Origin of the sequence: Sphingobium sp. WCS2017Hpa-17, from assembly GCF_031843765.1 — a bacterium.
GTDB lineage: Bacteria > Pseudomonadota > Alphaproteobacteria > Sphingomonadales > Sphingomonadaceae > Sphingobium.
The window spans coordinates 74,661-88,628 of sequence record NZ_JAVTIV010000007.1 but is presented as its reverse complement, the minus strand read 5'-3'; the positions used below and the strand labels follow the sequence as shown (position 1 = coordinate 88,628).

The following is a 13,968-nucleotide window of genomic DNA, read 5'->3' as shown; positions in this document are numbered from 1 at the left end:
CCACTCTCCATGGCGGTCGCCCATGCACCAATATCGGACGCTTGAAGAGACAAGCCTCAACTCGCAACCGGACGTCCATAAACCCTTTTAGCCGCGGGCGTTTCCGCCCAGTTGGAATTTACTTACATTCCTAGGGGAACGCCAAATCACAAGAGTCCAAATTGATATATCGCATAATATCGTTTCGTAGGCGTATCCACCTTGAAATTACCCAGTTGATCGCCACTTTGGTGGAGAGCGCCAATCTCTGACCGCTAGCGAGGTGAAACGTGGTTTCAAAATACTCCAAGAAGGCTTCTGAAAATGCCGCGAAGAAGCCGAGTAAAAATCGGTCTTCTGCTAAGAAAGCGGACAAGGAGACTTTCCGGACGGGACGAGCCGGAGCGCATGCGGAACTGATTGATCGGCGTGTTCACGTGTTCGTAGACGATCAAAACCTCTTTTACGGAATTACAAATCACGAAAAGGGCAAAGGCTTTAGGATAGACTTCGGGCAAATGCTCGCTGAGGTCTGCCGAGATACGGAAGGTAATGTCTGTCCTGTCGCCAGCGCTTATATAGCGGGCGTGATTCCCGATGATGATAGTTTCTGGAAAGCCGCCGAGGCCAAGGGATTTACGGTGAGACGAGGCTATCTCGGCTCTGGCAATCGCTCAAAGCAGGACGACGCCTTCTTGATCGCCGAAATTGTAGAGACTGTTTGGTCACAGGAAGGACCTGCAACGATCGTTCTTGTTGCAGGCGATTCTGACTACGTCCCCGCTCTTATGAAATCACTCGGCAAGGGCTGGCGGAATGAGGTTGCGTTTATCAACCGAGGTATCTCTATAGCGCTTGAGCCTCAGGTGCATGAGTTTCGGACTTTAAATGCGGGAGACTTTGAGTTGCTACGCAAATAGACTGACTCATCTGGCGGTGCCGGAAATATGCGTTCAAGTTAGAGCCGGGTAACAGAAGTGCCTTTGCCCTGGGTGATTGAGATTATTCGCCCGCGAATGACCAAAGCGTCCGCCCCGCCCATGATATCGGCAGCTATCCGTCGCGTCTCGCCCGTTACCTGACATTCTGCAATCAACCCTATTCCCTGTCCTACACGCACCGCTTCATGCCACCCTCCCCGGCATGACCCAGCCAGATCTCCTCCATTTCGCCCCCGTCCTCCTCGCCCGCCGCGCGCGGGGGTGGACGTCCGACGCCCAAAAGGCTTTCATCGCCGCGCTGTCCCGCTGCGGCGTGGTAGCGCAGGCGGCGCGCAGCGTCGGCTGTTCGCCGCGGTCGGCTTATTATCTGCGGGCGCGACCCGGCGCGGAAAGCTTCGCCGCCGCCTGGGACTGGGCGCTGGAAATGGGGCTGGACGAAAGCCGGGGCCGCGCCATCGCCATCGCGAAGGAAAGGCAGGAGCGCCCGATCGTCCGGCGCGGACAGGTGGTGGGCACGCGCACCCAAACCAATCACCGCCTGCTCTTCGCCGCCCTGCGCGCACTCGGCGCCGACTGCCGCGACAGCGGCACCATCCTCCCCCATCGCGAGCGGATCGCCACCCGCCACATGCTCGCCCGGCTGGCGGAGGCCGGCCCCTATTCGCCCGAGGAATGGCAGTGCATCCACCCCATCCTCATGCAGGCCAGCGGCGCCATGCCACCGTCCCTCGCCCCCACCCCCGCCTTGTCATAATCTGTCGCCAATAGGAAATAACATGTCGAAATCTGCGGGAAATATGCGAAGTTAAGGGGACGAAACCCACCGGAGACTTCCCCCCATGCTGACCACCCGCCGCGCGCTGCTCGCAGCCGGCGCCTCCGCCGTCACCCTCGGCGCCCTTCCCGCACGCGCCGCCACCGGCGCGGACGCCGCCGCGCAGGCGCTGCTGGCGGACATGGCCGAAGCGATGCTGGCCGACGCCCCCGAAACCGCGAGCGGCCTTGGCCTCGACACAGGCGCCCGTGCCGCGCTCAAGAGCCGCCTCGGCAACAAGACGCCGGCAGGGCAGGCGCAGATCGCCGCCCATGTGCAGGATCGCCTCGCCAAACTCCGCGCCATCGACCTCGCCCCGCTCTCGCCCGCGACCCGCATCGACGTGGAAGTGGTGCTGACCGCGCATGAAACCGCGGCGGAAGGCTTCACCTTCCCCTTCGGCGACATGGCGATCATGAACAGCAACTGGTCCTATCGCAACAGCCCCTATGCCGTGGCGCAGAATACCGGCAGCTTCGTCGAAACCCCCGATTTCCTCGACTCCAACCATGTCATCAGGGACACGGCCGACGCCGACGCCTATCTCGCCCGGCTGCAACTCTATGCCGCGAACCTCGACGGCGAAACCGAACGGCTGAAGCATGACGCCGGCCTCGGCGTCACCGCCCCCGCCTTCCTGCTCGACAAGACGCTCAGGCAAATGGCCATGGTGCAGGGCCAGCCGATCGACCAACAAGTGCCCGTCGCCTCGATCGCCCGCCGCACGAAGGACATGCCCGGCGACTATGGTGCCAAGGCTGCGCAGATCGTCCGCGACGCCGTCACCCCCGCCCTCGCCCGCCAGGTCGCCGAACTGCAACGTCAGCGCGCCAGGGCCACGATGGACGCGGGCGTGTGGAAATTCCGCGGCGGCGACGCTTATTATGCCTGGGCGCTCAAGGCCGGCACCACCACCACCATGTCGCCCGACGAAGTGCACAAGCTCGGCCTCCAGCAACTCACCGCGCTGCAATCGGAAATGGACGGCCTGCTCAAGCGATTGGGCATGACCAAAGGCACGGTCGGCGAACGCATGACCGCCATGGGCAAAGACCCGCGCTACCTCTTCCCCAACGACGACAATGGCCGTCAGCAGATCCTCAGCTTCATCGACGGCCGCCTCGCCGACATCCGCACCCGTCTGCCCCGCGCCTTCGCCACCCTCGTCCCCGCCAACCTCATCGTGAAGCGCGTGCCGGTGGAGATCGAAGCGGGCGCGCCCGGCGCCTATGCCGGCGCCGGCTCGATCGACGGCTCGGTCCCCGGCAACTATTATATCAACCTGCGCGACACCAGCATCTGGCCGCGCTATTCGCTCCCCACCCTCTGCTATCATGAGGGGATTCCCGGCCATATCTGGCAGGGCGAATATACCTATAAACTGCCCCTCATCCGCTCGCTCCTCGCCTTCAACGCCTATAGCGAGGGCTGGGCGCTCTATGCCGAACAGCTGGGCGACGAGCTGGGCGCCTATGACGGCGACATCGCCGGGCGGCTGGGTTATCTCCAGTCCATCGCCTATCGCTGCTGCCGCCTCGTGGTCGACACCGGCCTCCACGCCAAGCGCTGGACCCGCGACAAGGCGATCCACTGGTTCGCCACCACCAACGGCTCCAGTATCGAGGATGTGCAGGGCGAAGTGGACCGCTACTGCGCCTGGCCGGGTCAGGCCTGCGGCTACAAGGTCGGCCATGGCGAAATCGTCCGCCTGCGGGGACAAGCGCAAAAGGCGCTGGGCGAAAAATTCGACTTCCGCCTGTTCAACGACGCCGTGGTCAAGGGCGGTGGCGTGCCGATGACGGTGCTGGGCAAGAGCATCGACAGCTGGGTAGCGGAGCGGAAGGGGGCGTAATGGCTCAGACGGCAGTTCCCATAGGCAAAATGATGATCGGCCTGTGGCTTTGCCTTGTCATGGGACCATCCGCCCATGCTTGCGCCGTCTTCACGCCGCAGGATGAACTTGCATCCAGACAATATGAACGGATCGTTGCAGCCAAAATCGTCAGTGCCGCTTATGACGGTCCGCACGAACCACATAACGAGCCTTGGTCAGCCAAAGCTATAACGATCAGCGTCGCACATGGCGTCCCCAAAGGCAGCCTGTTTTATCTCCACCGTACGGGCAGCCATGGCGGTGGCGATTGCGACGATGGCGAACCTTTGCCTAAAGTGGGTGAAACATGGATTCTCTATCTCGACCGCAGTGGATCGAGATACCCCGCTTATTCGCTGCCATTTTACAAGGTTCGGAAGATGGATCCTCGCTTCGGCGGGCCTCCGCGCCCCAAGATGAGAACTCCATCACCTCATTTCAAAGGTTGAAAGAAAAAAAAGGCCGGAGGATCGCTCCCCCGGCCCTTCTTCATTCTCTCGCGTGTCAGCCCTCAGCCAACAAAGGCCCGCTCGATCACGAACTGCCCCGGCGCCGCGTTGGAGCCTTCGGTGAAGCCCTGCTCCTCGAAATAGGCGCCGAACTGCTTGATCATCTCCATGCTGCCGCACATCATGATCCGGTCGGTTTCCGGGTCGAACTTCGCCGCCCCCGGAATCCCCTCGAACAGCGCGCCGCTCTCGACCAGCTTGTCGATCCGCGCGGTGTGGCCGTCGAACGGTTCACGCGTCACGGTCGGCACATAATGGAACTGGTTCGGCGCCTGTTCCGACACCAGCGGGTCTTCCGACCACTTGCCCTCCATCTCGTCGCGGAAGGCCAGATCGCTCACCCGGCGCACCGAATGGACCACCACGACCTGCTCGTAAAATTCATACACGTCAGGATCGCGCGGCAGGCTAAGGAACGGCGCCAGACCCGTACCGGTCGACAGCATGAACAGCCGCTTGCCCGGCAACAGCGCGTCGGTCACCAGCGTGCCGGTCGGCTTGCGACCCAGATAGATCTGGTCGCCCGGCTCGATCTTCTGGAGTTTCGACGTCAGCGGACCGTCCTGCACCTTGATCGACAGGAACTCGATTTCCTCGTCCCAGGCGGGGCTGGCGATCGAGTAGGCGCGCAGCAGCGGCTTGCCATTATCGCCCTTCAGGCCGATCATGATGAACTCGCCCGACCGGAAGCGGAAGCTGGCCGGCCGCGTGATGCGGAAGCTGAACAGATGCTCGTTCCAATGCTTCACCGACAGCACGGTTTCCACGGAAAGCGCGCCGGTGGGTTCCAGAACCGGCTTTTCGATCGTCTCGTCGGTCAACAGTCCATCCTTGCAGTCTATGAGGCATCGCACCGGCGACGCCTTTTGCGGATCGTTCGCAATAAAGTCGAAATCCGCGAATGGCCCGCCCGCACCATTAAGGCAAGGCCAAAAAAACTTGTGGTCCCGATAGGGCGCCCTTTGTGCGGGCGCCCCGCCCCTATCGCTTAACCGAACAGGCCCTTGGCGATGCCGCCCAGTTCGTTCAGCGGATTGCCGTCGCCATCCTTGTCGAAAAAGCCGCCCAACTGACCCAATATCGCTTCCGGTCCGCCGAACGTACCGAGCAATTCCTGCAACTTGTCCGCCGACACGCCATGTTCGGCCGCCGTCTCGGCCAGCGCCGACACGCTCGTCTCGCCCGAACCGATCTTGGCGCTGATCTCGCTGAACAGGCCCTGCATCTGTTCCGGGGTCAGGCCGATCTGCGCCGCGATCGCGTCCAGCCCGCCGAATTTGCCAATCAGATCGTCAAACATGCCCAAAACTCCCGCATAAAAGGTCGGGCTACATGATAGCAGCTTGCGCCCCTGATCCAAAGCAAAAGGGCCGGAGGATCGCTCCCCCGGCCCCTTGTCTTGCGCAATGCGATGGATCAGGCAGCGACCAGTGCAGCCCCGCGCACGCCATCGTCGACATGGTCCACGAACTGCGCGAAATTGTCCACGAACGCCTTCACCAGCGTGGCGGCGGTCGCGTCATAACCGTCCTTGTCGGCCCACATGGCGCGCGGGTCCAGGATGGTCGGCTCCACGCCATTGACCGCCACCGGCACATCGAAGCCGAAGTTCGGATCGGTGCGGAACTCGGCCTCGTTCAGGCTGCCGTCCAGCGCCGCGTTCAGCAGCGCGCGCGTCACCTTGATCGGCATGCGCTTGATGCCCGGCATCGTCGCCTTGCCGCCCGCCCAGCCGGTATTGACCAGCCAGCAGGTCACGCCGCCCTTGTTGATCCGCTCCTTGAGCAGATTGCCGTAGACCGACGGATGGCGCGGCATGAACGGTGCACCGAAACAGGTGGAGAAGGTAGCGGTCGGCTCGGTCACGCCAATCTCGGTCCCCGCGACGCGCGCGGTGTAACCGGACAGGAAATGATACATCGCCTGTTCCGGGGTCAGCCGCGCAATCGGCGGCAGCACACCATAGGCGTCGGCGGTCAGGAAGATGATATTCTTGGGCACCGGACCCAGATTCTTCTCCGACGTGTTCGGGATGAAGTCGATCGGGTAAGAACCGCGACTATTCTCGGCCAGCGAGTTGTCGTCCAGGTCGATCTCGCGAGTCTCCTCGTCGATCACGACATTTTCCAGCACCGTGCCGAACCGCTTGGTGGTAGCGAAGATCTCCGGCTCAGCCTCGGCCGACAGGTTGATCATCTTGGCATAGCAGCCGCCCTCGAAATTGAAGACGGCGGTATCCGACCAGCCATGCTCGTCATCACCGATCAGCGTGCGGCTGGCATCGGCCGACAGCGTCGTCTTGCCCGTGCCCGATAGGCCGAAGAAGACCGCCGTGTCGCCATTCGCGCCGATATTGGCCGAACAATGCATCGGCATCACGCCCTTCACCGGCAGCAGATAATTGAGAATGCCGAACACCGACTTCTTCATTTCGCCGGCATAGCTGGTGCCGCCGATCAGGATCAGCTTCTCGGTGAAGTTGACCGCGATCACGGTTTCGCTGCGGCAACCATGGCGGGCCGGGTCGGCCTTGAAGGTCGGCAGGTCGATGATGGTATATTCAGGCGCGAAGTCCGTCAGTTCCTCGGCGCTCGGCCGTACCAGCAGCGTGCGAATGAACAGATTGTGCCAGGCGCGCTCGTTGATCACGCGCACATTGACGCGATGCTCCGGCTGCGACCCGCCGAACAGGTCGGCGACATAAAGCGTGCTCTTCTCGCCCAGCGCCTTGAGGAAATCCTCCTTCAGCGCAGCGAAATGCTCGGGCGTCATGGGCACGTTGGTCTTGCCCCACCACACCGTGTCCTGCGTCTCGGCATCCTGCACGATGAACTTGTCGCTCGCCGACCGGCCGGTATGCTTGCCGGTCTTCACGACCAGCGGACCATCCTTGGACAATATGCCTTCGCCGTTGCGGACCGCTGCTTCGACCAGCGGCGCCGTGCCGAGATTCCAGAACTGAGTGGCATGGGTGGTGATGCCCTGGTCGGCCAGGGTGATTGAGGATTTGGCCTGCACGCCTTTACTCCTGATATGGTTTCCCTACCGCTTCACTCTTTGTGAATACGGTCGATCCGCCCCTTGAGCACCGCTTGTGTTCGCACGGCGTCTCTTGCTGCTGACAGTCATTGGCATAGGGCTTTGCGGACACAGCGTCAAATCCCCGTGCATGGGGCTTTGTCCCGAATATCGACGTTCCGGGCGCAGGATGTTCCGTCCGGCCTTTCTTGCGAGCGGGGTCGCCATCGTCTAACGCTGCCCCTATATCCGCTTTTTCACGATCATCTGGGACACTGCATGACCGCAACCATCGCCCTGGTGGATGACGACAAGAATATCCTGACTTCGGTGTCGATCGCGCTTCAGGCCGAAGGCTTCATGACGCGCATCTATTCCGATCCCGAAGGCGCGCTGAAGGCGTTGCTGGACAATCCTGCCGACCTCGCCGTCTTCGATATCAAGATGCCGCGCATGGACGGGATCGAATTGCTGCGCCGGCTGCGCGAAAAGAGCCAGATGCCGGTCATCTTCCTGACATCCAAGGCGGATGAACTGGACGAGGCGCTGGGTCTGGCGATGGGCGCGGACGATTATATCGCCAAACCCTTCTCGCAACGCCTGCTGCTCGCCCGCATCCGCGCCATCCTGCGCCGCGCCGAAGTCAGCAAGACGCCCGACGCCCCGGACCAGCCGGTGGCCGACCCGATCATCCGTGGCCGGCTGGAAATGGACCCCGCGCGCCATCGGGTCAAATGGAACGGGCAGGACGTCACCCTGACCGTCACCGAATTCCTGATCCTGGAAACGCTTGCGCAGCGCCCCGGCGTGGTCAAGAACCGCAACCAGTTGATGGACGCCGCCTATCAGGATGACGTCTATGTCGACGACCGCACGATCGACAGCCACATCAAGCGACTGCGGCGCAAATTCCGCGAGGTGGATTCCGACTTCAATGCAATCGACACCCTCTATGGCGCCGGCTACCGATTCTCCGAAGAATGACTGCGCGCCGCTGACGGTGCGCTGGTCGGGGCGACTGAGCCTCACGCCGCGCATTCTGGCGGTCAACGTCTTCGCCCTCGCCTTGCTGGCGGGCGGCTTCTTCTATCTCGACAGCTATCGCACCCGCATCGTCGATGATCGGCTGGAACAGTCGGCGCGCGAATTGAAGCTGCTCGCCATCGGCCTGGAGAATGCCCCGGCCGACCGGCACAATGCGCTGATCGCCGCCTATTCGCGCCAGACCGGCGACCGGGTGCGCCGCTATGGCGCCAACGGCGCACTGATCGCCGACAGCTTCACCATGGATGCGCCGCGCTACCGCCTTCGCTCCCCGTCCGAAGAGGAATGGCAGCGCCATGTCGCCCGCTTCCTGGACAAGGCGGTGGATAAGATCGTTTCCGCCAACCGTCCGCCCGATTTCGAGGAGCCGACAGTCGATCACGCCGACGCTTGGCCCGAAGTCGCCGTCGCGCGCAAATCCGGCCATCCGCAGGCGCTCAACCGCTACGCGCCCGACCGCACCTTCATGATCTCCGCCGCCGTCCCGGTGCGCGACGGCTCCAGCCTGCTCGCAACCGAGAACGCCCGCGACATCACCCGCATCGTCCGGGCCGAACGGCTGCGGCTCGGCATGGTGCTGGCCGTCGCCGTACTGGCCTCTGTCCTGCTCTCGCTCTTCCTCGCCCGCACCATCGTCCGCCCGTTACAGCGCCTCGCCCGCGCCGCCGTGCGCGTCCGCCTCGGCCGGGCACGCGAAGTGACGGTCCCTCGCCTGCCTGAACGCCGCGACGAGATCGGCATGCTCGCCCGCGCCCTGTCCGACATGAGCCTCGCGCTACGCCAGCGAATCGACGCGACCGACGCTTTCGCTGCCGACGTCTCCCATGAACTCAAAAACCCGATCGCCTCGCTCCGCTCCGCCCTCGACGCGCTCGACCGCGTCGATCGCCCGGACCTGCGCGAACAGTTGATGGCCATCGCGCAGGATGATGTCCGCCGCCTCGACCGCCTCGTCACCGACATTGCCGAAGCCTCGCGCGTCGATGCCGAACTGTCCCGCACCCGGTTCGAGCCGATCGACCTTGGCCTGCTCATCGAAAAAATGGTCATTGCCCGTGAAGCGCGCGGCGTGCCCCGCAGCGTCCGCCTCGCCTTCGCCCGCCCGCGCAAGGATGTGGCGGTGGTGCTGGGGGAAGAAGGCCGGCTGATCCGCGTCCTCGACAACCTTATCGACAATGCCATTTCCTTCTCGCCCGAAGCTGGCCTTGTTCAGATCATCGCCACCGTCGCCGACGATCAGGTCATGGTCAGTGTCGAGGATGAAGGCCCCGGCGTCCCGCCATCGGAGCGCGAACATATCTTCCGCCGCTTCCACAGCGTCCGCCCGGAAGGGGAGACGTTCGGCAAACATTCGGGCCTCGGCCTTGCCATCGCCCGCTCGATCGTTGAGGGGCATCAGGGCAGGATCGCGATCGGCGACCGCGAAGATGCGCAGAATGGCGCCCGCTTCGTCGTCCGCTTGCCCATGGCGGTGGAGCGCGATCCCGGCATCGTGTCGGAATAGGACGAAGGGCCGCCCGCCAAAGGCATAGCCATCCCCTGCAACTCAGGTTAGAAGGATCGCCAAGGGGTTATGGCGCGCGCACTTTCATCAGAGACGCTGCATGCAACAAGCGTGGCCATTGATGGCCGCGTCGTGTTGCTGCGCGGGCCAAGCGGCAGCGGCAAGTCCGACCTTGCCCTGCGCCTGATCGACCGTGGCGCCGCCTTGGTCAGCGACGATTATACCCTGGTGAAGCGCATCGACGGCCGGCTGGTCGCCACCGCGCCGGACACGATCCGGGGCAAGATGGAGGTGCGCGGCATCGGCATCGTCGCCATGGCTGCCCTGTCCGACGCGCCCGTAGCCCTCATCGCCGACCTGTTCGATCCGGTCGATCGCATGCCGCTGGAGCCGGTCCATCGCACCGTCGCCGGCATCGCCGTGCCGGTGGTGAAGATTTCCCCGTTCGAAGCCTCCGCCTCGATCAAGGTCGAACTGGCGCTGCGCACGCTCGGACTGGACCCGGCATGACCCAGCCCAAGACCATCCTCTTGCTGTCGGGCCTCTCCGGCGCCGGCAAGACCACCGCGCTCAAGACGCTGGAGGATATGGGCTGGGAGGTGGTGGACAACCTTCCCCTCGTCCTGCTCGACCGGCTGCTCGACACCCCCCTGCCTGCCGGTCACGCCGGCGCGGACGAGCGCCCGCTGGCGCTCGGCATCGACGCCCGCACCCGCGATTTCGACGCCAACGCCATCGTCCAGCGCATCCGCGCCATGCGCGAACGGCACGGCCATGACATCGACACCCTTTTCCTCGACTGTTCCAGCGCGGAGCTGGAGCGCCGTTTTGCCGAGACGCGCCGCCGCCACCCCCTCGCGCTGGACCGCCCGGCCGCCGACGGCATCGCCCGCGAACGGGAAATGACCGAACCCCTGCGCCGCTGGGCGACGCAGGTCATCGACACCACCGGCTTCACCAGCAATTCGCTGCAACAGGAAATCCGCAACCGATTCTCGCGCGAACGGCTGTCGGACCCGGTGCTGACCATCCTCTCCTTCGGCTTTTCGCGCGGGGTGCCACGCAATGCCGACCTGATGTTCGACATGCGCTTCCTGCGCAATCCGCACTGGGACACGGACCTGCGGCCGAAAACCGGCCTTGATGCTGAGGTCGCTGCTTATATCGCCGAAGATCCCGCCTATGAAGAAGCGGTGGGCAAGATCGAGGATCTGCTCACCACCCTGCTGCCCCGCTATTCGGAGGGCGGAAAAGCCTATATCACCGTCGCGTTCGGCTGTACGGGGGGCAAGCACCGCTCCGTCCATGTGGCGGAACGTGTCGCGAAATACTTGCAAGAGGCCGGCTTTTCGCCCACCATCTTGCACCGCAATATTGAATCGACGCCCCAGGATGGTCTGGAGAAGCGTCGTCCGGGAGGCCCGAAAGCATAATCATGACAAAGGTGGGCCGCGAAAGCAGATGATCGGACTCGTACTCGTCACCCATGGGTCGCTGGCGACCGAATTCGTCGTGGCCATGGAACATGTGGTCGGGCCTCAGCAGCAGATCGAAACGATCTGCATCGGGCCGGAAGACGACATGGAATTGCGCCGCGCGGACATCGCGACGGCGGTCGCCCGCGTGAACAGCGGATCGGGCGTGATCCTGCTGACCGACCTGTTCGGCGGCACGCCCTCCAACCTCGCCATCTCCCTGCTCAAGGCGGGCGAGATCGAGGTGATCGCCGGCATCAACCTGCCCATGCTCATCCGTCTGGAAAGCGCGCGCAAGGTGATGGACGTGCGCGCCGCGGTTGCCGCCGCGCGCGAAGCCGGGCAGAAATATATCAGCGTAGCGTCGGAACTGTTGGGCAGCACCACATGAATGAAATCAGCCAGGAAGTCCGTATCAGCAACAAGCGCGGCCTCCACGCCCGCGCCAGCGCCAAATTCGTGACCCTGGCCAGCGGCCTGCCCGCCGACATCGTCGTCAGCAAGGACGGCAACCATGTCACCGGCACGTCGATCATGGGCCTGATGATGCTGGGCGCCGCCATGGGCGACCATATCACCATCAAGGCCACCGGAGCTGAAGCGGCCGATTCCCTGGGCAAGCTGGTCGGCCTGGTCGAGGACAAGTTCGGCGAAGAGTAACCCCCAACCAATAACCGTCATCCCAGCGAAAGCTGGGATCTCAGGCAGGCGCACGCTGCGTCAACGGATAGCGCAAGACGGCCGGCATGGGTGGTTAGGGGACAGCCGGGTTTTGGGTTTAGTGATGCAAAAGCAGACGCGGCCTTCAATCGATGAAGTTACCGGTCGTGGCCGCTGTTGGCTCCTCTAGCTCAGAAGCAAAACTCCTGAAAATCTCGCGAAGCGCAGTATCCCGATTTCGAAGTCCTTCTTTGGCTAGGGCATCTGCGAGATGTTTGGCAACATCAGCTAATATAATGCCCCACGCTGTGTCTTCGGCTATTGGGCCATTCTCTTCGTATACGCCGACCTTCAACGAGCAATGTAGCTTTTGCTCAGCAATCCAAACGCGGAGAGGCTCCCACGCATCAGCGTCACGCAATGCCGCAGGGGGGATCGCTCGTTCGTCCATGGTCACTCCAATTCACGACGACTGCTAATCACATGCTGGTTGCCCGTCCGCAATCAGGAAGTGATAGCGCTGCTTTGATCGACCAAAAATGGTCGTGAACGGCCATCCTCTTATCCCTCTCCCTCAAGGGTCGGCCAGAGTCACGTGCCTCTGGCCGAGGCTGCGCAGACTTGGCAGCTTGCTGCCTAGTCGTAGCTGGGTGAGGGGGAGGCAACCTCACCTGAATGGCTCGACATAGCGCCAATCCCCCTCATCCAACTCCGCCTAACCGCTAGACGGCAAGGTGTCCTATCCCTCTCCTTCCGAGGGAGAAGGAACGGCCATCTTTGGTTGCCACCAACCCCGCCGCTTTCCCCTTCCAATGTAGGATTTCCTCTGATCTATCCTGATGGATGGACCAACGCCTCCCCTCTCACGCGAAAAAATTTCGCGCTTCGCCTGCCCCGCTGCATGGTGGGCGCGACACCGTCGCATCACCGGCGCGCCCGCGCGACCCAGCCGTCGCGCTGGAGGCGCCTCGCGAGCGCTTCAGGAAAGCCTCGCGAGCGCAAAAGCTGCAAAAACCCCTGCGACACTGTGAACTTCGGCCCGTCGCGTCGCCGTTACCCGGCCACGACCGCCTCATCCGCGCCGCGCATCCGGGTGAAGATGTTCCAGGTCGCGATGAACAGGGCCGCGATCACCGGCCCGATCACGATGCCGCTGAAGCCGAACAGCTCCAGCCCGCCCAGCGTGGAGATCAGCACGACATAGTCGGGAATCCGCGTGTCGCGTCCCACCAGGATCGGGCGCAGCACATTGTCGACCATGCCGATCACCAGAACGCCGCAAGCGACCAGCACCGCGCCCTGCCAGATCGAACCGGTCGCGAACAGATAGATGGCGACGGGCGCCCAGACGATCGCCGTCCCCACCGCCGGCAACAGCGAGAAGGCGCCCATCAGCACGCCCCACAGCAATGCGCCCTGTATCCCCAGCGCCCAGAAGACGATGCCGCCGATCAGCCCCTGCACGATGGCGACGACGATGCTCCCTTTGATCGTCGCGCGGATGACGATGACGAACTGTTCGATCAGCGCCGTCCGCTGGCTGGGGCGCAGCGGCGCGGCCGCCGCGATCCGCTGCGACAGCGCCTCGCCATCGCGCAACAGGAAATAGGTCAGGTACAGCATCACGCCCAGCGCGACGAGGAAGCTGAACGCGCTCTGCCCGATCTGGAATGCCTGCGCCGCCAGCGTGCGGAAACTGCTGGTCACGCCCTTCGTCACCATCTCCTGCGCGGCATAGAAGTTGGTGAGGCCGAGGCGACGGACATAGGGGCGCAGCCAGTCCGGCAGCGCCGCGATCGTATCGGAAAAGAGCCGCACGAAATTGATCTCGCCCGTCTGGATCTTGCCATAGAAATAGGCCGCTTCCTGCAACAGCGCCGCACTCAGCACGAAAGCCGGGACAATGACGACCCCCAGGATCAGCAGCAAGGTGATGAGCGCCGCGCCATTGGGATGTTTCGGGATCGCCGACAATATCTGCCGGTTGAGCGGGGCGAACACGATCGCGGCGATCACGCCCCACAGCACGGCGGCAAAGAAAGGCTCGATCACCAGCGCAAAGGCGATCGACACGACCAGCACGACGCCAAGGAAGAAGCCATCCTCGATTTTCGGCGTGACGTTCAGCGGCGGGGGCGTTTTGGCATCCAT

General features: G+C 63.1%; 15 protein-coding genes. 10 read left to right on the top strand and 5 right to left on the bottom strand.

Annotation, left to right across the window (positions count from 1 at the left end; all coding sequences use genetic code 11):
• Positions 1 to 269: 269 nt before the first annotated feature.
• From RQH62_RS12440 to RQH62_RS12425, 4 genes are all read left to right on the top strand, one after another.
• Positions 270 to 899, top strand: coding sequence for an NYN domain-containing protein (locus RQH62_RS12440; protein WP_311269070.1), 630 nt, complete (start codon positions 270 to 272; stop codon positions 897 to 899).
• Positions 900 to 1,122: 223 nt separating this feature from the next.
• A complete protein-coding gene (locus tag RQH62_RS12435; RefSeq protein ID WP_311269069.1) occupies positions 1,123 to 1,674 on the top strand; it encodes a hypothetical protein in 552 nt (183 codons plus the stop codon).
• A gap of 85 nt (positions 1,675 to 1,759) precedes the next feature.
• On the top strand, positions 1,760 to 3,586 hold the full coding sequence (locus RQH62_RS12430) for a DUF885 family protein (RefSeq protein WP_311269068.1): 1,827 nt from the start codon (positions 1,760 to 1,762) through the stop codon (positions 3,584 to 3,586).
• Positions 3,586 to 4,056 (top strand): hypothetical protein, encoded by a 471-nt coding sequence (locus RQH62_RS12425; protein ID WP_311269067.1) that lies wholly within the window; start codon positions 3,586 to 3,588, stop codon positions 4,054 to 4,056. The genes RQH62_RS12430 and RQH62_RS12425 overlap by 1 nt, the downstream gene beginning before the upstream one ends.
• 62 nt (positions 4,057 to 4,118) lie before the next feature.
• Here RQH62_RS12425 and RQH62_RS12420 read toward each other — a convergent pair whose 3' ends face one another.
• The 3 genes from RQH62_RS12420 to RQH62_RS12410 all read right to left on the bottom strand — a co-directional run bounded on the left by RQH62_RS12420 (position 4,119) and on the right by RQH62_RS12410 (position 7,134).
• The gene (locus RQH62_RS12420) at positions 4,119 to 4,937 is read right to left on the bottom strand and encodes a ferredoxin--NADP reductase (protein WP_066600555.1); all 819 of its coding nucleotides are present in this window, start codon (positions 4,935 to 4,937) and stop codon (positions 4,119 to 4,121) included.
• A gap of 167 nt (positions 4,938 to 5,104) precedes the next feature.
• Positions 5,105 to 5,416 (bottom strand): hypothetical protein, encoded by a 312-nt coding sequence (locus tag RQH62_RS12415; protein WP_311269066.1) that lies wholly within the window; start codon positions 5,414 to 5,416, stop codon positions 5,105 to 5,107.
• 116 nt (positions 5,417 to 5,532) lie between these two features.
• Entirely contained in the window at positions 5,533 to 7,134 is a 1,602-nt protein-coding gene (locus RQH62_RS12410; protein ID WP_311269065.1) for a phosphoenolpyruvate carboxykinase, read from the bottom strand.
• 279 nt (positions 7,135 to 7,413) lie between these two features.
• Here RQH62_RS12410 and RQH62_RS12405 point away from each other — a divergent pair, with 279 nt between their 5' ends.
• The 6 genes from RQH62_RS12405 to RQH62_RS12380 all read left to right on the top strand — a co-directional run bounded on the left by RQH62_RS12405 (position 7,414) and on the right by RQH62_RS12380 (position 11,817).
• A complete protein-coding gene (locus RQH62_RS12405) occupies positions 7,414 to 8,118 on the top strand; it encodes a response regulator transcription factor (protein ID WP_311269064.1) in 705 nt (234 codons plus the stop codon).
• On the top strand, positions 8,087 to 9,682 hold the full coding sequence (locus tag RQH62_RS12400) for a stimulus-sensing domain-containing protein (protein WP_311269063.1): 1,596 nt from the start codon (positions 8,087 to 8,089) through the stop codon (positions 9,680 to 9,682). Before RQH62_RS12405 ends, RQH62_RS12400 begins: the two co-directional genes overlap by 32 nt.
• Positions 9,683 to 9,751: 69 nt before the next feature.
• Entirely contained in the window at positions 9,752 to 10,192 is a 441-nt protein-coding gene (locus RQH62_RS12395; protein ID WP_311269062.1) for an HPr kinase/phosphatase C-terminal domain-containing protein, read from the top strand.
• Complete coding sequence (gene rapZ, locus RQH62_RS12390) at positions 10,189 to 11,115, top strand: RNase adapter RapZ (RefSeq protein ID WP_311269061.1); 927 nt, start codon at positions 10,189 to 10,191, stop codon at positions 11,113 to 11,115. The genes RQH62_RS12395 and rapZ overlap by 4 nt, the downstream gene beginning before the upstream one ends.
• 28 nt (positions 11,116 to 11,143) lie before the next feature.
• Positions 11,144 to 11,548 carry a PTS sugar transporter subunit IIA gene (locus tag RQH62_RS12385; protein ID WP_056683923.1) on the top strand — a complete coding sequence of 135 codons (405 nt, stop codon included), beginning with the start codon at positions 11,144 to 11,146 and terminating at the stop codon, positions 11,546 to 11,548.
• A complete protein-coding gene (locus RQH62_RS12380; protein WP_311269060.1) occupies positions 11,545 to 11,817 on the top strand; it encodes an HPr family phosphocarrier protein in 273 nt (90 codons plus the stop codon). The genes RQH62_RS12385 and RQH62_RS12380 overlap by 4 nt, the downstream gene beginning before the upstream one ends.
• A gap of 145 nt (positions 11,818 to 11,962) precedes the next feature.
• On the opposite strand, the gene RQH62_RS12375 is transcribed toward RQH62_RS12380, so the two are convergent.
• The gene (locus RQH62_RS12375; protein ID WP_311269059.1) at positions 11,963 to 12,268 is read right to left on the bottom strand and encodes a DUF5076 domain-containing protein; all 306 of its coding nucleotides are present in this window, start codon (positions 12,266 to 12,268) and stop codon (positions 11,963 to 11,965) included.
• Between the two features lie 602 nt (positions 12,269 to 12,870).
• Positions 12,871 to 13,968, bottom strand: a complete 1,098-nt coding sequence (locus tag RQH62_RS12370; protein WP_311269058.1) for an AI-2E family transporter — start codon at positions 13,966 to 13,968, stop codon at positions 12,871 to 12,873.

Excerpts from the sequence above, each read along its gene's own strand:
- RQH62_RS12435 (WP_311269069.1), top strand. The coding sequence starts at position 1,123 with ATGACCCAGCCAGATCTCCTCCATTTCGCCCCCGTCCTCCTCGCCCGC.
- RQH62_RS12430 (WP_311269068.1), top strand. The coding sequence starts at position 1,760 with ATGCTGACCACCCGCCGCGCGCTGCTCGCAGCCGGCGCCTCCGCCGTC.
- RQH62_RS12425 (WP_311269067.1), top strand. The coding sequence starts at position 3,586 with ATGGCTCAGACGGCAGTTCCCATAGGCAAAATGATGATCGGCCTGTGG.
- RQH62_RS12415 (WP_311269066.1), bottom strand. The coding sequence starts at position 5,416 with ATGTTTGACGATCTGATTGGCAAATTCGGCGGGCTGGACGCGATCGCG.
- RQH62_RS12405 (WP_311269064.1), top strand. The coding sequence starts at position 7,414 with ATGACCGCAACCATCGCCCTGGTGGATGACGACAAGAATATCCTGACT.
- RQH62_RS12400 (WP_311269063.1), top strand. The coding sequence starts at position 8,087 with ATGGCGCCGGCTACCGATTCTCCGAAGAATGACTGCGCGCCGCTGACG.
- RQH62_RS12395 (WP_311269062.1), top strand. The coding sequence starts at position 9,752 with ATGGCGCGCGCACTTTCATCAGAGACGCTGCATGCAACAAGCGTGGCC.
- rapZ (WP_311269061.1), top strand. The coding sequence starts at position 10,189 with ATGACCCAGCCCAAGACCATCCTCTTGCTGTCGGGCCTCTCCGGCGCC.
- RQH62_RS12385 (WP_056683923.1), top strand. The coding sequence starts at position 11,144 with ATGATCGGACTCGTACTCGTCACCCATGGGTCGCTGGCGACCGAATTC.
- RQH62_RS12380 (WP_311269060.1), top strand. The coding sequence starts at position 11,545 with ATGAATGAAATCAGCCAGGAAGTCCGTATCAGCAACAAGCGCGGCCTC.
- RQH62_RS12375 (WP_311269059.1), bottom strand. The coding sequence starts at position 12,268 with ATGGACGAACGAGCGATCCCCCCTGCGGCATTGCGTGACGCTGATGCG.
- RQH62_RS12370 (WP_311269058.1), bottom strand. The coding sequence starts at position 13,968 with ATGGATGCCAAAACGCCCCCGCCGCTGAACGTCACGCCGAAAATCGAG.